Raw genomic sequence first — 19,155 nt, 5'->3', positions numbered from 1 at the left:
GTCGGCCCGGCCCAAAATGGCGCAAACGACGTCCTTCCGGGTCCGCCCTGGACGATGATGAACGCCGTCGGACACCGACGGACCGGAGATCGGAGCGCGCATGAACGGGCCGCGGGGCCAAAGCGACCGGCAGCAGTCCCTCGTACTGCTGCGCTCGATCCTGTCCGACCGTCTGGCCTCCGCCCGTATGAGCAGGACCCTCCTCGCAGCCAGAGCCGGCCTGGGCCGCACCACCGTCCACGAAGCACTGCGTACCGACGGGAACGTGCCGTCCGCCGAAACCGTTGCCGCCCTGGCGACCGCACTCGGCCTGCCCGAGACACAGCGCCGGGAACTGCTGGAACTCCGACGGTCGGCAACAGATCTTGCGACCGCCCCGGAAACGGCCCCGGGCAGGCCGATCCGCACCTGGGACCCGCACGTCCTGGAGGTCCACCCCGCCAGCACCGCCGACGACTCACCGCAGACCCAACCCGGCTACGTGCGCCGCGCCCACGACGAGGTCCTGGCAAACGCGGTGCACGCAGCGCAGAACGGTCTCAGCCGGATGCTGGTGCTGGTCGGATCCTCCTCGACGGGCAAGACAAGGGCCTGCTGGGAAGCCGTGCAACCACTCTCGGACAGCGGATGGCGACTGTGGCACCCGGCTGATCCCACGCGTTCCGAGGCCGCAGTCACGGGCATCGGGCGCGTCGGCCCACACACCGTGGTCTGGCTCAACGAGGCCCAGCACTACCTCGGGAACCCGACGACAGGCGAACACATCGCCGCCGCCCTCCACACCCTCCTGAACGACCCCGACCGTGCGCCCGTCCTTGTTCTGGGCACCTTGTGGCAGGAGTACGCCGACCGCTACGCGACCCTGCCGGAGCCCGACGGCACCGACCCGTACAGCCGTGTCCGCGAACTCCTCGCCTACCGCACGCTCAATGTTCCCGACACCTTCCCCAGCGGGGCGCTGGCCGCCGCCGCAGCTCTCGCCGGAGCCGGCGACGAACTCCTCGCCGACGCCCTCACTCGCGCCGCCGCACACGGACGCCTCGCCCAGGAACTCGCCGGCGCCCCCGAGCTACTGCGCCGCTTCGAACACGGAGCCCCCCGGACCCGCGCGCTTCTGAAAGCCGCTATGGATGCCCGCCGTCTCGGCGTCGGTCTCCACCAGCCGCAGGACTTCCTCGTCACCGCCGCCACCGGCTACCTCGACGAGCACGAATGGGAGGAACTCCCCCTCGACTGGGGCGAGGCCGCCCTTGCGAACGCCACCCGTCGCGTCCATGGAAAACTCGCGCCGCTGCGCCGCATCGACCCGCGGCGCACACACCGTCCCCTCGGCTGGCCGGCGCCCGGCACGCAGGCCGGGCTGTCGGAGGCGGCGGGACTCGTCTCGTCCTTTCGCCTCGCCGACTACCTCGACCAGCACGGCCGTGCCATTCGCTGGAGGCTCTGCCCACCCGCTTCCTTCTGGTGGGCCGCCTACGCTCACCTTGACAGTCCCGACGACCTCGACCGCCTCGCCGAGGCAGCCGAGGACCGGTACCGCATGGAATGGGCATCCATGCTCAGGAACCGGGCCGTGTACCTCCGCGCGGGTGGAGGTCTCACCGGAGCGGCACAGGACAAGGAGCAGGGCGGCGCCCCACAGGAGGCCGGACGGACCGCAACCGACGACACCGACGCGGGCCTCGGGCCCGCGCTAGCGCGTCTGAGGGCGCAGACCGAAAGCTGGAAAGGCGCCGAGATCCTCTACCGGCAGGCCGCCGAGGCCGGATACACCGCTTCCCGGACCGAACTGGCACGGCTGAGGGAACAACACGGCGACCTGAAGGGCGCCGAAGCACTCGTCCAGCGCGCTGCTGTCGCCGCGCACGGCACGGTCGTGGCCGAGCTCACCCGACTGGGTGAGCAAGGCGGCGACACGAAAGGTACGGACGCCCTCTACCGGCAGGTCGCCGAGGCAGGCTACGCCGCCGCCCTGACCGAACTGGCACGAGCGCACGGACAGGAGCTCGACCCAGCAGGCGTATTCGCACGACAGGCCGTCGATGCCGGCTACCACGCCGCATTGACCGAGGCGGGACGAATGAGAGAATTGCACGGGGACATGAAGGGCGCACGAGGCATCTACCGGGAGGTCGCCGCCACCGGCGACGCCACCGCGCTGGCCGAACTCGCCCGACTGGACGAACACGCCGGACCGCGCGAAGCCATTGAATTCCCCCGCCAGTTGGCGGCGGCAGAGTCCACGCTGCCACATCCGCCGAGCTGAGCCGAGTCCGTCAGGGGTCAGCTCCTGCATAGACCCAGGCTCACCTCCTCAGCACCTGTATTACCTTGAAGCACGCCGGAGTTCCTGGCGTTCGTGCCCGTGTGCCGCCTGCCCGGTCCTGTCCAGGGCAGGACCGGGCAGGCCAGCCACTGTTACTTTCGACGAGGGAGTACGAGTCGGAGCGGGGGCTGGCGGCTCTGCCCGGTGCGGAATCCTTGGACAGTGGGCTGGACCTTCCACTGATTCAGGAGGCAGCCGCTGCGGCCAGACGAGGGCGGTGGTGCCGCCCAGACTGAAGGACCGGGTGCTGGTCTCGATCGTGAGGCGGCCGACGAAAGTCGGGCAGAGCCGGACGTCGGTGAACACCTGGTCGCACCGGTGAAGGGCCGTCGCGGGCGAGCGATCGCCGTGTCTCTCCATGTGTTCGGTGAAGACCTGGAACGGGAAGGTCGAGGTTGGAGGCTCCAGTTCGTGGACGATCCGCAGGATGGAGGTGGTGGGATCCTTGTAGACGGGGTAACCGACGAGGACGGGGAGCCGGCCCTCGCTGTGCGAAACCTGGTTCGGGAGGCGGCGCGCCAATGCGCACTGGTTGGCACGCCGTCACCATGGCAGCGGGCGCGGAGATGCCGATAGCCGACTTCCCCGCCCCGCTGCTGCATGTTCAAGGTGAGTGTTACGGATTGCGTTCAGGCTGGATGGTCCACTGCTGGTTCGCCTGCAGGTTGGGGCAGTCCCAGATGCCGACGCGGGTTCCCTGGTCGGTGGCCCAACCGGGTAGTTCGAGGCATTTGCCAGTGGGGTTGTCGGTGGGGTCGACGGTGGCGGGCAGGTAGATCCGGCCGTCGGGTCGCATGGCCCACTTCTGGCCGGCCTTGCCGGTGCAGGTCGCGAGGACGACGGGGGCGCCGTTGTCGAGGACGTTGTCCTTGGTGGACAGGCAGTAGCTTCCGGCCCTGATGGTGCCGTCGGTGGCGAAGCTGAACCGCTGGTTGGCGGTCTGCCAGCAGCCGTAGATGGCGGCTTCGGCGCCGTCCCGGGGGCCTCCGACGGCGTCCAGGCACTGCCAGCTCACGCTGTTGGGGTGAACGGAGACGCTGGCGTCGGCGTAGCCGACGAGCTGCCAGTTGTCGAAGCCGTCGACCTTGTTCGCTGTGCCGTCGCTGCTCTTCCCGGGGAAGACGGCGATGGCATTGGTGTTGTTGACGACCCAGAGGTCGGGGTAGCCGTCGTTGTTGAGGTCACCGGCGCCAATGCGCGGGTGGCTGTCCGGACGGAGTCCGGAACCGGAGAGGATCAGGGTGCCGGCGTCGGGCTTGGTGAGGGTCGAGTAGTCGACCGTGCCGTCTGTGTTCCAGGCCAGCGGGTAGGCGTAGATGTTGCCATCGGTGCGGTTGCGAGCCCAGAGAGTGGTCTGGTTCGCGGCCGCCTTGGTGAGGGGGTTGGTGGTGGCTCCGTTCGCCGCGCCGGGGTTCAGGAGTTCGTAGTCGCTCCAGCTGCCGGAGACGGTGGGGATGAGGGTTGCGCCGGTGAGGAGGTTGCCGGCAGGGGTGTAGACGAAGAGGTTGCTGTTCTCCAGGGTCATGATGGACGTCTGGGTGGTGAAGACCGTCTTGGTCGGGTCGCCGACCTTGGGGCCGACGGCCTCGCCCTTGGGCGTGCCGAAGGCGAGCACCTGGGAGACGTTGTTCCACCCGGCGGTGCTGTAGCCGGGGCACGGCGTGGTGGTGCCGTAGACCTTGCAGCTGGTGGGCCGGGTCGGGGCGATCGGGGTGGTCTGGTCGAATCGTCCCGTACCGTCGTTGGGGATGACGTAGAGGACCTTCTTCAGTTCCTCCGAGGCCCCCGTGTAATGGACGACGAGTTGGTCGACGGCCTGGCCGGCGAGGAGGGCGCCGTGGTGGCTGATCTGGTAGTCCGCCCAGGTCGCGCCGTACTGGAGGTTGCCGGGTGCGGCGGCGGCGGGTGCGACCAGGGAGTTCATCGGGTCGACGGTGCCGCCGATGATCTTCAGGTCGCCGTTCTTGTCGCTGAGGACGATGTCCGGCTGCTGGTCGTTAGTGACGTCACCGAACAGCGGCTGGGTACCGGGCTTCCACGGCGCGTAGAAGTTGTACGTGGCCGGCTGGCTGTAGTTGCCGGCGTTGTCCATGGCCCAGGCGTACAGGGTGTTGGTGCCCCAGCGGCGAGGCTGGAAGTCGTAGGGCTGTCCGGGTGAGATGGTGTCGTTCTGGCCGCAGCGCCAGCCGACGACGGGGGTCGGGTCGGTGCTGACTCGCAGGCAGGCGATGCCCGAGGCATGCAGACCCGCGCCGGGTGCGGGGTCCTCGCCGCTGATCCAGAACCTGCCCCAGTCGTTCATGTACTTGGCGGGGCTGGGGTTGGGGGTGCCGGAGGGCGGGAAGTCGGTCGAGCTGATGCTGACGCGCGGGTTGGTCCGGTCCACGCGGAAGTAGCACCAGGCGCTGGAGGGCGAGGTGAGGAGTTCGTCGGTGGAGCGGGCGAGCCAGCCGTACTGGTGCCCGTCGGACAGCGATCCCACGCTCTTCATGGGGCCGGGGTCATTGTAGCTACGGCCCCAGTCTCCCGGTGTCGCAGTGAAGTCGGGGTCGTTGTCGTCCCACATCTGGTAGCCGGTGTAGAGGTTCTGACCGGTGGGTGACCAGCTGTTGGCAGTGAGGTAGATCTCCTGGTTGCTCCCGACCCAGCCGGGGTTGTCCCAGGGGTTCGGGCCGTTGCTCGTGCAGGCGGCCTGGCTGTTGTTGCCCGCGAAGCCCGGTGTGGGAGTGGTTCGCGGGTACCAGATGGTGGGGGTGATGTCGTAGGTCGTCGTGACGCTGGGGTTGCTGGCGATGGAGTGGCGGTAGAGCTTATTCCATTCGGTGTCGCTGGGGGCGATGCCGATGGTCCAGGTGGGCCACTTGCCAGCGGCCGCCTGTTTCATGATGCCGGTCACGTCGACGGACATCGGGCCGGTCCCGGTGATGGGTTGGCCACCGACATAGCTGCAGCCGCCCATGATCAGGTTGCCGTTGTCGCCGCACGGCTGCTTGTTCCAGGTGGTGGAGCCGTCGATTCCGGTGGGGGCCCAGTAGACACCAAGATTGGTGGGGGTGCCTGGACTGGAGGCGCCGGCAACCTGGGCAAGGAGGGTGGAGGTGAAGAGCGTGGGCGGCGCTTCGGCACCTTGGGGGATCGTGTAGATGGCCGGGTTGACGTTGAACTGGAAGTAGGCGCGCTGGCGGCCTTCGCTTCCGCAGTCCTGGCTGGGGTCGGAGCTGTGATAGCCGCAGAAGCCCGTGGCGAGGTTGGACTTGGTGTTCCAGTTCTTCGCGTCCTTGTGGTTCTCCTGGACCTCGACAGAACTTGCCGTGTAGCTGGTGGCGGGGGTGAGCGTCGGGTCCAGATACCACGGGCCGGTGCCGGAGGCGAGGGCCTGGGGATCGGGTGTCAGCTCGATCGCGCCGCCGGTGACCTTGCTCCCGATGGAGGCGACGTTTGCGCCATCTCCCGGTGCCTCGGCGGTCGAGGGCGCGGCCCCGGCGGGCGCGAATACCGGCTCAGAGGCTGGAGCCGCGGCGGAGAAGGAGGCCAGTTTGACCTTCGCGGGGGCACTGTCCGGTGCGGTGGTGGCGGGCTTGGAGGAATCCCACTGCAGGGGGGCCGGTGAGCTGAAGCGAAGGTTGCCCTTGTCGTCCTTGACGTCGATACGGCCCTTGTCGTCCGAGGCGACCGTCAGGCCCTCGGAGGTGATCGGGAAGCGCAGGGTCTTCAGTGCCGGATTGGCGGCGGCCTCGGGTGTCCGGATGACGATCACGTCGCGCCAGCCGCCGACCGGCAGGGCGGTCACCTGGAGGTCGATGCCGGGAAGGACGTTCGCATAGGTAGCCGTGTCCCCGTTCAGCGCCGGCTTGGGCAGCACGAACGGCGCGCCGACGGACAGTTTCTTGCCGTCAGGGGTCGCGATGGTGGCCATCGGAGTATTGCCACCGCCGGAGAGCGTGAGCGAGGTCCTCGCGACGGCGGGGCTGACGGTTCCATCGGAATTCTGACGCAGCGTGGAGTCGAGGTCCGCCCAGCCGCCGTCTCGCTTCAACCGCACTGGAAGGGCATTGTCCGTCGTTGTCAGCGTGCCGTTCGGGTTGGCGATGGTCTTCGACGCCTCGTCCGTCATGGCATCAACGACGACTGACTTACCCATGGACTTCGCCCTGGCCACGGCATCGAGCATCGCCTGCTGCTGGGGTGTACGGGGCGGGGCTGGCTTGGAGGGGACAAGCGGCTTCACTCCGCCGGCCGGTCCGTGGGGCGGCGTCGTGGCGGGCTCCGCGGCCAGCGCGCCCGGCGCGACGAGCAACCCGAGGCTGAGGGCGCACCCGGTCCCGAGTGCGGCCAGGCGCAGGGCGGGCCTGCGTATCGATGGCGGCGGCGCGTTGTTTGTGACGACTCGTGATGTGGACATGGTCCCTCTGTGGATCCCTCCCGCTCGGCGGACGCTGGAAGCTGTCTGCGTTCGAATGGGAACGATGTGGCCTGACCTGGCGATAGGTCAAACCGGTTACTGAGCCGCCCGGATATGTCCGGACAACAAAGGATCACAAAGTCAAGGTTGCGCAAAAAATCTCACACTTAAATCGAACAAACTGGCTTCGTGTTCGAATTCTCACTTATCGTCACGTCGACAATGGCGCATCTGTGTCCCCTTGATGTCATGTCAACTACGTTCGAGGAGAACTGACGATGGTTTGGTCAGCCCGCAAACGGGCTTGGAGATCACCAGGCGGCCGGTGGCGGTCACCGCTAGTTGCGGCGGCGGTCGCCCTGGCGATGACGGGAGCGACCGCGCCCCCGGCGCTGGCGTGGACCTACCCCACGCCCAAGGGGAAGGTCTGGACTCCACCGCATACGCCGCTGGGCAACGCAACCGTCTCGGTCGCGGGCCACGATGCCCAGAGGACGACGCCCGCGCCCGCAGCCACGGCCCCCGCCTGGAAGCCTGAGCCGGCAGTACCGTTGGTGACCGGCACCGCAACGGTGACCCTGGGGGCCGACAGCCCGGAGGCACAGGCCGCCCGCAGGGCAACCAGTGGCACCTCATCGGCCTCCGGCGGTGCGACAGGCTCGAAGGCGGGTGCCATGCCCGTGAAGGTCGCCCCAGGCGGCGACACGGGCGAGAGCGCGCACTCGGTCACCGTTCAGGTGACCGAGCAGGACAAGGGCACGGCCGCCGGCGTCACCGGCCCGCTCATCGCCCTGACCGACGCCGAAGCACCCGCTGCCGACAAGGGCCGCGCCGCGAGCGTCACCCTGGACCTGAAAGGACTTCAGGCAGCCGGGTGGTCCGACCGGGCCGCCCTCGTCACCCTTCCGGCATGTGCGCTGACCACGCCGGACCGACCCGAATGCCGAACCCAGACTCCGGTGCAGGCGAAGGCCGACGGGCGGGGCACGGTAACCGCCGAGGTCACCCTGCCCCCCAGGACAGCCGGCCAGCAGGACCAGGGCGGTGTGGTGAAGACATCCTTCACCACACCGGCAACGCCCGCGCTGTCGGCTGCCACCACCGGTAGCGGCGGCAGCGGCGGGTCGGTCGTACTCGCCGCGGCACCGTCACCGTCCGGCGCTCTGGGCAACTACACCGCAAGCACCCTGACCCCGTCGTCGGCCTGGACCTCGGGCTCCAACGCGGGAAACTTCACCTACAGCTACCCGATCCAGGTCCCGCCGTCGCTCGGCGGTTCGGCTCCGTCGGTGGCGCTGGGCTACAACTCGGCCGACGTGGACGGCAAGACCTCCTCGACGAACGCGCAACCCTCATGGGTCGGCGACGGCTGGGGCTATGAGCCTGGCTTCGTCGAACGCTCCTACAAGTCCTGTGACAAGGCCGGCATCACCGGCTCCGCCGACCTGTGCTGGGGCGGCCAGAACGCCGCCCTATCCCTGGCCGGCCACTCAGGCACCATCATCCGCGACGACGCCACCGGTGTCTGGCACTTGGAGAGTGACGACGGCACCAAGGTCGAGCAGGTCACCGGTGCACCACGCACGGTCAACGGCATCGAGTACCGCGACGAGTACTGGCGGATCACCACGCCCGACGGCATCCAGTACTACTTCGGGTCCAACCACCTGCCCGGCGGGGACGGAAGCGACCCGGCCACGAACTCCGCCCTCACCACCGCGGTCTACTCCCCGAAGAGCGGCGACCCCTGCTACAAGTCCGCCAGCGGGAACAACTCGTGGTGCCAGATGGCGTGGCGCTGGCAACTCGACTACGTCGTCGACCCGCACGGCAACCTGACCACGTACAAGTACGCCGCCGAGAGTAACAAGTACAAGCGCGGCAGCGTCCAGAACGGCGGCAACGGCACCCTCACGGACTACCAGCGGGCCGGCCATCTCACCGAGATCGCCTACGGCCAGCGCCTGGACGAACAGAAGGCGGCCAAGGGCAGCGCCAACCCGGCCGCGAAGATCCTCTTCACCGCCGCAGAACGCTGCATACCCAGCGGCGCAATCACGTGCACCGAGGCGCAGCGCACCGCAGCGAACGCCACTTCCTGGCCCGACACGCCCGTTGACCAGATCTGCACCGACGCCACCTGCGTCAACGTCGCGCCGACGTTCTTCACCACCAAGCGGCTGACCGCGATCACCACCCAGGTCCTGGTCAACTCCGCCTACCGCACCGTCGACACCTGGAACCTCACCCAGCAGCTCGCCGACCCCGGGGACGGCACCAAGCATCTCCTGCAGCTGGACTCGGTGCAGCGTGTGCCGAGCAACGGGCAGGCGGAGATCACGAACCTGCCGCCGGTGAGCTTCCAGTACAAGATGCGGGCCAACCGTATCGACGGCCTCGTCCCCGCCTCGCCGATGTTCATGCGTCCGCGCATTCAGAACATCACCACCGAGATGGGCGGGAGCATCAACGTCTACTACACCGACCCCGAGTGCTCCCGGGTCAACAACCACATGCCGGCCTCCGAGGACAACAACTCGATGGCCTGCACACCCGTCAAGTGGTACCTGCCCGGACAGTCCTCCAGCACTCCGGTCAACGACTGGTTCGACAAGCCCCTCGTCAAGAGGGTCGTCGAGCAGGACCTCGTCAGCACCCCCAACATCTCCAAAACCACCGAGTACACCTACGGCGGCGGCGCAGGCTGGCACCGCAACGACGCCGAGTTCACCGACCCCAAGACCCGCACCTGGGACGGCTTCCGCGGCTACCAGACGGTGACGACCACCACCGGCGACGGGTCCATCACCGAGGCCCCCAAGACCCAGCAGAAGGTCACCTACCTGCGCGGCATGGCCGGCGACTACCTCGCCGACGGAAAAACCCTGCGCACCGTCCCCGACGTCGCGAACCCCCTCGGCGGCACCGTCCCCGACAGCGCCCAGCTGAGTGGAAGGGTCGTCGCCACCGAAATCTTTGATCAGGCCGGCGGCACGGTCACCTCGGTCTCAGGTAGCACCTACAACGGGCAGACAGTCTCCGCGACCCATGCTCAGGCTGCTGGCGCGGCACAGATCTACGCCTGGAGGCCCGACTCCGAGACAACAGCCATTACGAAGGCGAAACTCGCCAACGGCACCTGGCGCACCACCACAGCGGTCACCACCACCGAGCCGGCGAACGGCAACCGCGTCGTCAAGGTCGACGACAAGGGCGACGGCACCGCAACCGCCCCGGAGATTTGCACCACCACTGGATACGCGGCCAGCGAAAACACGTTGCTCCTCACGCTCGTGTCGGAGAAAACTGCCTATCAGGGGTCCTGCTCCGGCACTGCCACGGCTGCCAACACGCTGTCCAGTGGTCGCACGCTCTTTGATGGTAGGCCCTTCGGTCATGCCAGCCCCGCTGGCGATCCGACAGGCAGCCAAGTTCTTGATCACTTCGACCAGACTGGCAACGCCGTCTATACCCTCGCCGGCAATGCAACGTTCGACACCTACGGACGGAGCCTGACCACGGCAACTAGCGACGGTTCCACCTACAACAGCGAGGGCGCTCAGCTCAGCGGCGCCTCAGTCACTCCGGCGGTGAGCACGACTGCTCTCACCCCCGCCACCGGCGCACTGCCGACCCAGGTACGAGCCACCGGCCCCATGGGGTCGGACTGGTCCACCACAACTACCCTGGATCCGGCCCGCGGGTCGGCAATCGCCAGTAGCGATCTAAACGGTCGTGTGGTTACCGCACAATACGACGCGCTTGGTCGGCTTACCGCTGTCTGGGCGCCTGACCGGCCCACCAACGAGCTCCCGAGCCGACGGTTCTCCTACACCATGCGAGGTACCGCGGGGCCGTCCAGTGTTAAGACCGAGTCGCTAAACGACGACGCGGCTACGTTCACCGTTAACGTCGACGTCTACGACGGCCTAGGACGCACCCGTCAGTCCCAACAGACCAGCGCCGCGAAGCCCACCGGGCGCCTCATCACTGACACGATCTACGACTCGCACGGCTGGGTGATCAAGACCTCCTCTCCGTACTACGAGAAGAGCTCCTTCCCTAGCGAGTCGATCTTCGTTCCCCAGGGCGACGGCCAGATACCGGGCCAGACCTGGAATACCTACGACGGCAATGGGCGCGTAGTGCGCGCGGAGTTCCGCTCCTACAGCAACCTCCAGTGGACGACCACGACCGCTTACCCGGGCGTCGACCGGACCGACAGGACCCCGCCCAACGGCGCAACTGCGACTTCAACTGTGACTGACGCGCGAGGACGTGCGACCGCGTTCTGGCAGTACCGCACGGCTACAGCAACGGGTAACAACGCCGACGCAGATCTCACCACCTACACCTACACGCCGAGCGGTCTGCCTGCTACTCGCACGGACAGCGGCGGAAACACGTGGAGTTCCACCTACGACCTCCGTGGACGGCAAGTCTCCACGTCCGATCCGGATACCGGCGTGGCCCAGACGTTCTACGACGTCAACTCGCGAATCGACCACACCGTCAACGCCAAGGGCAACACGCTGGCCTACAGCTACGACCTGCTCGGACGAAAGACCGGCATGTTCAGCGGCAGTGTGGCTCCGACTAACCAGTTGGCGGCGTGGACCTACGACACCCTGGCCAAGGGCCAACCCACCTCCTCCACCCGCTATGTCGGCGGTAACACTGGTGCGGGCTACACAAAGGCCGTTACCGGATACGACACCGCCTACCGGCCGATCGGCACCTCTGTCACCATCCCTTCCACTGAGAAGGAACTTGCCGGCACCTACACCACGACCAACACCTACAGTCCGGTCCTCGGTGCGGTAACGGAAACGGACATCCCCGCAGCGGGCGGGCTCCCGGCTGAGTCGGTCACCTATGCGCGGACCATCACCGGTCTGCTTTTCGGATCCGCGAGCCTGGACCAGGCCATCGTCACCCAGGTCGACTACGACGCCCTCGCCCGCGCTGTACGAACAACGGTCGGTGACTACGGCACCCAGGTCGTCTCCACCCAGCAGTACGACTGGGCCACCGGAAGGATCATCAACTCCTTCCTGGACCGTCAGATCGGCACGGTCTCCACCGACCAAACCACCTACACCTACACGCCGTCCGGCAAGATCACCTCGGTCGCCGACATCCAGGACGCCGCCGCTACCGACACCCAGTGCTTCACCTATGACCACCTGGGCCGGCTGACGAACGCCTGGACAGACACCGGCGGCACCTTCACCACCGCCGACTGGACCGACTCCTCCGGCGTCGTCCACGGCACCGGAAGCTCCACCACCGTTCCCGGCATCGGCGGCTGCACGAACAGCAACGGGCCGGCCACCGTCAGCCCCGGCGGACGGACCGTCGGCGGCCCGGCGCCCTACTGGAACACCTACAGCTACGACGCAACCGGCAACCGTACCAGTCTTGTCCAGCACGACATCACCGGCAACAGCCTCAACGACACCACCACCACCCAGACCTTCGGAGCCGCCAAGAGCCGCAACACCCCCACCACCGCCCCCAACACCGGCGGCGGAACCGGCGGACCCCACGCCCTGCTCAGCTCCACCACCCGCGGACCCGTCGGCACAAAAGCCGTCAGCTACCAGTACGACGGCGCAGGTAACACCACCGCCATCACCGATACCGACGGCACCACCGTCCTGACCTGGAACGGCGAAGACAAGCTCGACGCCGTCGCCAAGACCGGTCAATCGAGCGCCACTACTTACCTCTATGACGCGGACGGCAATCAGCTCATCCGCCGTAATCCCGACAAGACGACGCTCAACCTGCCGACCGACGAACTCACCCTCGACACGGCAAGTGGCGCTCTGAGCAACGTTCGTTCACTCGCCGCCCAGGGCGGCTTGACCTATAACCGAGTCACTTCCCCAATCGGCGGAGGCAGCGTCCTGATCCAGGCCGCTGACCCGCACGGTACCAATGGCGTCCAAATTGGCACTGATGGAAACCAGTCCGTCACCCGGCGTCCTACTGACCCATTCGGTAACCCTCGCGGTGCAGAACCCGCAGTAGGTCAATGGGCGGGCAGCAAGGGCTTCGTCGGCGGCAGCAAGGACGACAACACTGGCCTTACCAACCTTGGCGCCCGTCAATACATCCCCGCCATCGGCCGTTTCATCAGCCCTGACCCCCTAATCATTCCCGGGGACCCTCAACAGTGGAACGGCTACGCCTACAGCAATAACAACCCGGTTAACTTCAGCGACCCCACAGGGCTGGCGCCTTGCGCCGGCGGGATCATGGATTCATGCGGAGGTGGTGGGTCGAGCTGCCAAGGTCCGTTCTGCAACTCACAATCCAGCAGCGGGAATACCTGCCACTACGTGCTACGGAATCCCTGCGGGACGCCAGAGCCTGACGGCGGGGCTGCCGGATCTGCGGCAGACGTGGGCTGGGGGTTCGTGACAGGAACGGCGAAGGTCGCCGAGAAAGTAGAAAATGTCGTAAACCCGATCTGTTGGTTCGTCGACGACTGCAAGGGAGGTGCAAACAAGGTAAAGAAGTTCGCCAAAAATAACGGCTCCAATACAAATTCTTATCAGTTTAAGTCCGGCGAACAGAGTGGCGAAGAACTGGCATGGGGCCTCCTGGGTCCAGCTGGCGAAGCCGGCATAACAGCAAAGGAATCACTAGCCGCATCCCAGGCGCAGTCTGCACTTCGCCGCTTCATCCCCTGCAATAGCTTTGAAGCCGGAACCCCTGTCTTGACCGCCGATGGCTCCCCCGAGCCCATTGAAAATCTCAAGGCGGGGGACTCGGTACTGGCAAGCGACCCAGTAACGGGAGAGACATCTCCGCGCAGGGTCACAACAGTAATATCGGGAACTGGCCCGAAGAATCTAGTCAACATAGCCGCTCATGACGATAAGTATTCCGAGACCGGATCCATCACAGCTACGGACCATCACCCTTTCTGGGTTGATAACAAGGGTCGATGGGTAGATGCTACAGATCTGCAAATAGGGGATCGTCTCCGTGGTGAGGACGGAGAAAGCATTGAGATCGATTCCATCACCCGGTGGACTCAAAACGAGACCGTCCACAATCTCTCCGTGGACGGAATCCACACGTACTACGTGTTGGCCGGCACCGTGCCAGTACTGGTACATAACGCCAACTGCGACCTCCGGACTCTCCTGAGCAAGCTTCCGGAGAGAGTCGACGGTGGTCAAACTTCGGGCATCGCCATGGACAGCGACGGCGCTATAAGCGATATCATCACGAGCGGCAAGGGGTCCCTCCGGGGTCTAACCGATCGAGTGAATAGCCGGCTGGGCCAGTGGGGATTCCGATCGCCTACTGTGCGCGCGAGTGATGTCGAGCAAAAGGTTGCTGCCAGCATGCTCAAGCCAGATGGAAGTACGCGCATTAAGAGCGTAGACCTAGTCATCAATCATCGGGCCGGCCCATGTGACGAGCCCTTGGGCTGCGACATGGTGCTACCATACATCCTCAACAAGGGACAGACGCTAACGGTTCACTATGTTGACGGCTCGGGCGTGTGGAATAGTCATGTATATCAAGGGCTGGCTGATTTTGGCTAAGGGAGGACATGGGTGATGGTGGCCGACAATCGACTAGAGGCGCGTTACCGTCGCGCAGATATGCAGAATCCAATTCTGCTTTCCACGTCGGGTGACGTCGATTCCCTCATCGATGCCCTGCTAGAGGGACCAGCACTCCATGATGCGGCACATATTCTGTCACGTGCTCGTTCTCTGACATGGGCAGGATTCCCGGATCACGAGCTGTATGTCGGCGTCAGCAAGGATAGGAATGTAGGCGCGCTGGCTCTCACGGCGCCCGAGTCCGGATATGTCGCTTCAGCGGGCACTCACTCTCGCAGTGGTGTGGCATATCATGTCGCCGAGAATTGGACTGAATTTCCGGACGATTCGGAGATTCCAATTACTCTCGTCCGGGAGGCAGTCAAGGAGTTCCTGCATTCCGGAGGAAATGTTCCAAAGTGTGTCAAATGGAAGCCTTTCCAGATTTTCGATGAGGGTATAGAGGATGACCCTTGGGGGTCTTCTCCTGATCGATAGCACCAGATCGACACCTAAGCCGAACTGACAAAGATGCTGAAATTGGTCGCGCGCTAGGCCATCCAGAACCACTAATGCGACATGTCGCTTGGCCTCGCCAGATCCAATCCAGTGAAGCCATGTGATCGAAGCAGGGCGGGCTCCGGGGTTATACTCCCGGAGCCCGCCCTGCCTTTTCAAGAGAGCTAGTGCGGGCCCATCCATTTAACGGATTCCATCGCATCCAGGTAGCTCAGATGCTCAGAATCAATGGAAGCCACCCGCACCTCCCAAGTTTCCATGCCTTTGCCAGGGTGCATCGCCGGCGACACTTCCGCCAGGAGCTCATCACTCATGAACATCTGCCCGCCCGGAGTCGGCCACCGCCATTCACCGACTGATACTGCGGTCATGTGTGAAACAATTTCTGGCAAAACCTCGCTGTGCACATTAGTGCACTCGCGCCAAGCGCTTGCTCCGTAAACCGCCTCATTCAAAGCATTGTGAATGAGAAACTCGGTGAAGCGTTCTGATACTTTCTTCCAGTCCCCGTGGAGTTCGGCATCGTAGATGGTCTCCCCTGCAGCGTCAAACGCCCAGAGCCAATCGCCTGATGGATCCTTCATGAAAACAGCTTTTCCCTCAGATTCTGTGATTTCCGCAGGAGGGGTCATGCGCTTGAGGGATTGCGGCGATGGAGTCCAGCAAGCAATGGTACTGTGCCATTCCCTGAGGGGCTCCGGAAGCCAGTCGCATTCGCGGGGCAGCGGCCTTGGCAGTCTGTTCGGCGGCCCGTACCATAGGGTCAAAAAGTCCCGTAGGTCAATCTTTGATGGATCGATCATTCTGATATCTTGCCAAAAATCTATCTCACTGGATGTCGAATCGGCCTGTTGGGCTGCCCTCGATTCGTCAGCGGCTGCGGACCGGCGATCGCCGTGGGCAGCCAGCCGTGCCGAGATCACCCCGCCAGGACCCGGCTACGGGAGCAAGGGGGATGTTGGGGCTCGGAGCCTCTCCGGTGAGGACCCACCCGATGAGCTGCCCAAGGCTGAAGACATCCGCTGGAGGGCCGGCTTGGTGAGCATCGACGGACAGTCCTGGTGGGGCAAACCCGTCACTGCGTGTTCGGGCGAGTTCCTCCTTCTTTGCCGTCAGCCACTCCTGCAGGAAGCTCGCCACCGTCGTACGGCGGTCCTCGTACACCCCGCGTAGCTCACCGTTCAGCACTGCCTTCATCTTCCGGGTGGCCTCTGCGCGGGTGGCGAACCCACCGCGCCGGTGGGTCTTCCGATTCCCGTCCTCTGGGGCCAGGTCGACGCAGTACGTCCACCTCCCGTGCTTCAGATCCCCGGCCAGCCGCGGACACCACGGCCCCAACTGCTTCCCCGATCCGTCCGTACAAACACACCGCCGGTACACCCGACCCCGCTGCACACGCTGTCCCTGCGCTTTCCCTTCTCTCGGACTGGATGGTGCCTCTGGGGCAAGAGTGACTGCCGTGTTGGCTGTGGCGGCAGAGCGTGCGGGACGGTGCGCGAAGCACTCACAACCGGACGGCGAAGACACGCTCAAGACGACACACCGCCCGGAAGATCACCATCCGTAGCCAGTGGGTAAGCGACCGTGATCCGCCGAGGCACCTGACCTGGCCAGGGGCGACTCGCGGAGGGCTGTAGCAGTCGGCGCCAGGAGCCTTCTGAAGGAGCGACAGATCGCCGTTACTCGCGGTGACGAAGACGGCTCTGGAGGTCTGGGGACCATTTGGGGACCAGTTTGGGACCGCACCTGGTGAGCACCCATGAGCGCCCATGGGCGCTTCCGGGCATCTATGTACGAACTTGAACCCGACTGGGCATCGAGCGGGTTCGAGCTCGGTTGACCGACGATCTCCATGAAGAGCATCAACTTCCCATATCTTCAACGTAGTTCAGTAGCTAGAAAACCGAGACCTGGAGCCCTCGGCTGCCGACAATAGTTGAACCCCTTGACTGGGGGTCAAGGGGTCGCAGGTTCAAATCCTGTCGTCCCGACAGTGATGTCGGAGCCCCGCTGACTGGACGGAAGTCCGGGCCAGCGGGGCTTTTGCCGTTTCCGAAGCGGGGTCGGCGCGCGAGCCGCAGGTGTCGGCCGGGGGAGTCCTGCGGGACCACTTCGGGACCAGGGGCCTCCCGAGGGCCGCTCAGGTGGGCGTTCAGCGCCGCGCCGGCCAGCTCGATCGAGCGCCGGTCCGGGTGCAGGTACCGCTGGGTGGTCGTGAGCGATCCGTGTCCGGCGATCTTCCGCAGGACGTGCAGCGGCACGATCGCCTCGGTCATCCAGGTCAGCCCGGTGTGCCGGTCGGGGTCGATGCGGTAGCTGGTCACGAGTCCGTACCTCCAGGGCTGCTGCGGTGCTCCGTCGCCATGCCGAGCCCCCTGGCCGACCGAAGCCCTGGACGTCTGCCGGAGTTGTGGCTGAATGCACCGTCATGGGGTGCATGCTCCGGGCCGATCGGGGCAGCCGACAGCCGCGTCGCGAAGGCGACTTTCGAGCGAGGAGGCTCCGATGACCAGCGGAATGTGGGACTACGGCAACGCCGAGGGCTACGCCCCGAGCACGGACCTGACGGGCTATCGCGTCGAGGCCGAGGACGGGCACATCGGGAAGATCGACCGGCACACCGTGGAGGTCGACTCCGCGCACATCGTCGTCGACACCGGCCCGTGGATCTTCGGCCGGGAGGTGCTGCTTCCGGCGGGCACGGTCCGGCGGGTGGACGTCGACGAGCGGACGGTGTGGGTGAATCGGACGAAGGACGAGGTCAAGAACTCGCCGGAGTACGTCAGGGACCGGCACGCAGGGGATCCCGACTACCACCGGACGATCGGCGGCTATTACGGCGGAGCCCTCTGACTTCCCGCGCCGTCGGAATGCCGGTGGGCCCCGACCGGGAGGTCGGGGCCCACCGGCATTCGCGCCGTCAAGGACGGGCGTGCCGGGGTGAGCGGCCCGCGGCGTGCCGGGCCGCCCGCGGACGGGTGGTGTCCTGGTCCTCGGCGAGCGGGACGAACACCGCCACCACGGCCGCGACCACCAGCGGCACGAGCATCAGCACCATGGCGAGGGACATGTGCACCTCCGAGACGGAACGGGCAGGTGCTGACCGCCTGCCCGCCCCGGCCGGTGCCATGCCTGCCCTCACCCGACCGGGCGACGGGATCGGGCGGTTGGACGGAGCAGCGTGTGCCTGCTCGGTTCACTGACAACACCGCCGCTTCGAGTGCAGGGCCGGCCGCCGGTGGGCGTGGGCCGCGGAGGCCGTAGTGCTCCTGCAGCGTACGGACGGCGCCGTCCGTACGCGCGTGCACCCGGGTGAGGTCGAGCGGGTCGCCGACCCGGGCGTGCACCAGGTCGGTGACCCAGAGACGGACGGTCACCGGCGTCGGGCAGCGGAAGGGCCTCCCGGTCGGGGGCGCGACGGCCGACCACGGGGCGGTCGAACTGCTTGCGCCCGCTGCTGCCGTCCTGCACGCCGTAACGGGCCCGCCACCGCCGGAACTCCGGGCTTCGCGCGGACAGTTCGCGCACCCGTCCGGCGAGCGCCCGGTCCTCGGGATGTCTGGCGGCGAGGACCCGAAGGCGGGCCACGTTCTGCCGGCCTTCCCGGCCTTCCTGGCCTTCCCGGCCATCGCGACGATGCTGTTCACCTGCTCCATCAGCAACGGCGTCGGATTCGGCTTCATCACCTTCTGCGTCCTGCGCCGCGCCGCCGGGCGAGGCCGCGAGGTCCCCTCCCGACGCACGCTCTACTACCTGAGCCAGCTTTCGGCCTGCTCTGCCCGTCATGCGGTCGACGGCCCCGCACCTCCCGGGTGCGGGGCCGTCGGCGTCGGTGCGCAGGGCGCGGGATCAGTCCTCGTCGGAGAAGACGTGCGTCTCGCGGGTGAAGGGGCGGGGGACGACGGCCAGGCGGTCGGGCGGCCAGAGGTCGTCCCGCTCGTTGAGGCTGAGCAGGCCGCCGCGCCGCAGGAGCCAGATGACCTCGTAGTGGTACTGGAGCGCCGCGTCGCCCGGGACCCGGTCCAGGACGCCCGCGACCACCCGCACGACGTCGTCCTCCTGCCCCGACAGGTCGGTGGTCTTGTCCAGCCGGAAGGCCACCGTGACGGTCGGAGTGATGTGGAGGTCGGTGACCAGCGGGTTCCACGGCCTGGGGTTGGGGGCGAAGACCCGGATCCAGGTGCCGTACCTGGTGACGACGCCGTCGGTGAGCAGGTCGGCCGCCGCCGTGGTCACATCGAACAGCCTGGCGCCCCGCGCGACGTCGTCCAGCACGTCGGCCACCTCGGCGACCGACAGTGGCGTGGCCAGGTTGAAGCTGTGGGAGATTGACATGG

General features: G+C 66.2%; 11 protein-coding genes. 4 read left to right on the top strand and 7 right to left on the bottom strand.

All coding sequences use genetic code 11. The annotated features are described in order from the left end of the window. Positions 1-100: 100 nt before the first annotated feature. Entirely contained in the window at positions 101-2,266 is a 2,166-nt protein-coding gene (locus ACIQ9P_RS33155; protein WP_402364690.1) for a helix-turn-helix domain-containing protein, read from the top strand. Positions 2,267-2,942: 676 nt separating this feature from the next. On the opposite strand, the gene ACIQ9P_RS33150 is transcribed toward ACIQ9P_RS33155, so the two are convergent. Continuing rightward, positions 2,943-6,467: a ricin-type beta-trefoil lectin domain protein gene (locus ACIQ9P_RS33150; RefSeq protein ID WP_402364687.1), complete on the bottom strand. Its 3,525-nt coding sequence runs from the start codon at positions 6,465-6,467 to the stop codon at positions 2,943-2,945. Positions 6,468-7,282: 815 nt separating this feature from the next. Between ACIQ9P_RS33150 and ACIQ9P_RS33145 the strand changes: the two genes are divergently transcribed. Beyond that, positions 7,283-14,296, top strand: coding sequence for a DddA-like double-stranded DNA deaminase toxin (locus tag ACIQ9P_RS33145; RefSeq protein ID WP_402364684.1), 7,014 nt, complete (start codon positions 7,283-7,285; stop codon positions 14,294-14,296). Between the two features lie 15 nt (positions 14,297-14,311). Further along, positions 14,312-14,797: an Imm1 family immunity protein gene (locus ACIQ9P_RS33140; protein ID WP_402364892.1), complete on the top strand. Its 486-nt coding sequence runs from the start codon at positions 14,312-14,314 to the stop codon at positions 14,795-14,797. Between the two features lie 185 nt (positions 14,798-14,982). Here the strand turns inward: ACIQ9P_RS33140 and ACIQ9P_RS33135 are convergent, their stop codons facing one another. The 3 genes from ACIQ9P_RS33135 to ACIQ9P_RS33125 form a co-directional block, all read right to left on the bottom strand. Continuing rightward, positions 14,983-15,450 (bottom strand): hypothetical protein, encoded by a 468-nt coding sequence (locus ACIQ9P_RS33135; protein WP_402364682.1) that lies wholly within the window; start codon positions 15,448-15,450, stop codon positions 14,983-14,985. Between the two features lie 238 nt (positions 15,451-15,688). After that, positions 15,689-16,198 (bottom strand): Arm DNA-binding domain-containing protein, encoded by a 510-nt coding sequence (locus tag ACIQ9P_RS33130; RefSeq protein WP_402364889.1) that lies wholly within the window; start codon positions 16,196-16,198, stop codon positions 15,689-15,691. Positions 16,199-16,713: 515 nt separating this feature from the next. Beyond that, positions 16,714-17,142 carry a hypothetical protein gene (locus ACIQ9P_RS33125; protein ID WP_402364680.1) on the bottom strand — a complete coding sequence of 143 codons (429 nt, stop codon included), beginning with the start codon at positions 17,140-17,142 and terminating at the stop codon, positions 16,714-16,716. Positions 17,143-17,323: 181 nt separating this feature from the next. Between ACIQ9P_RS33125 and ACIQ9P_RS33120 the strand changes: the two genes are divergently transcribed. Then, positions 17,324-17,671 carry a PRC-barrel domain containing protein gene (locus ACIQ9P_RS33120; RefSeq protein ID WP_402364677.1) on the top strand — a complete coding sequence of 116 codons (348 nt, stop codon included), beginning with the start codon at positions 17,324-17,326 and terminating at the stop codon, positions 17,669-17,671. A gap of 67 nt (positions 17,672-17,738) precedes the next feature. Here the strand turns inward: ACIQ9P_RS33120 and ACIQ9P_RS33115 are convergent, their stop codons facing one another. The 3 genes from ACIQ9P_RS33115 to ACIQ9P_RS33105 all read right to left on the bottom strand — a co-directional run bounded on the left by ACIQ9P_RS33115 (position 17,739) and on the right by ACIQ9P_RS33105 (position 19,153). Continuing rightward, the gene (locus ACIQ9P_RS33115) at positions 17,739-17,888 is read right to left on the bottom strand and encodes a hypothetical protein (protein ID WP_402364674.1); all 150 of its coding nucleotides are present in this window, start codon (positions 17,886-17,888) and stop codon (positions 17,739-17,741) included. A 68-nt stretch (positions 17,889-17,956) separates the two neighbouring features. Beyond that, a complete protein-coding gene (locus ACIQ9P_RS33110) occupies positions 17,957-18,604 on the bottom strand; it encodes a hypothetical protein (protein ID WP_402364671.1) in 648 nt (215 codons plus the stop codon). 63 nt (positions 18,605-18,667) lie between these two features. After that, positions 18,668-19,153, bottom strand: a complete 486-nt coding sequence (locus ACIQ9P_RS33105) for a SitI3 family protein (protein ID WP_402364668.1) — start codon at positions 19,151-19,153, stop codon at positions 18,668-18,670. Positions 19,154-19,155: the final 2 nt, after the last annotated feature.

Source organism: Kitasatospora sp. NPDC094019, assembly GCF_044764505.1.
In the GTDB taxonomy this organism is placed as follows: Bacteria; Actinomycetota; Actinomycetes; order Streptomycetales; family Streptomycetaceae; genus Kitasatospora.
The sequence above is the reverse complement of the archived record's forward strand: the minus strand, read 5'-3'. Positions and strand labels throughout refer to the sequence as shown.

Excerpts from the sequence above, each read along its gene's own strand:
- ACIQ9P_RS33155 (WP_402364690.1), top strand. The coding sequence starts at position 101 with ATGAACGGGCCGCGGGGCCAAAGCGACCGGCAGCAGTCCCTCGTACTG.
- ACIQ9P_RS33150 (WP_402364687.1), bottom strand. The coding sequence starts at position 6,467 with ATGGGTAAGTCAGTCGTCGTTGATGCCATGACGGACGAGGCGTCGAAG.
- ACIQ9P_RS33140 (WP_402364892.1), top strand. The coding sequence starts at position 14,312 with ATGGTGGCCGACAATCGACTAGAGGCGCGTTACCGTCGCGCAGATATG.
- ACIQ9P_RS33135 (WP_402364682.1), bottom strand. The coding sequence starts at position 15,450 with ATGACCCCTCCTGCGGAAATCACAGAATCTGAGGGAAAAGCTGTTTTC.
- ACIQ9P_RS33120 (WP_402364677.1), top strand. The coding sequence starts at position 17,324 with ATGACCAGCGGAATGTGGGACTACGGCAACGCCGAGGGCTACGCCCCG.
- ACIQ9P_RS33115 (WP_402364674.1), bottom strand. The coding sequence starts at position 17,888 with ATGTCCCTCGCCATGGTGCTGATGCTCGTGCCGCTGGTGGTCGCGGCC.
- ACIQ9P_RS33110 (WP_402364671.1), bottom strand. The coding sequence starts at position 18,604 with ATGACGGGCAGAGCAGGCCGAAAGCTGGCTCAGGTAGTAGAGCGTGCG.
- ACIQ9P_RS33105 (WP_402364668.1), bottom strand. The coding sequence starts at position 19,153 with ATGTCAATCTCCCACAGCTTCAACCTGGCCACGCCACTGTCGGTCGCC.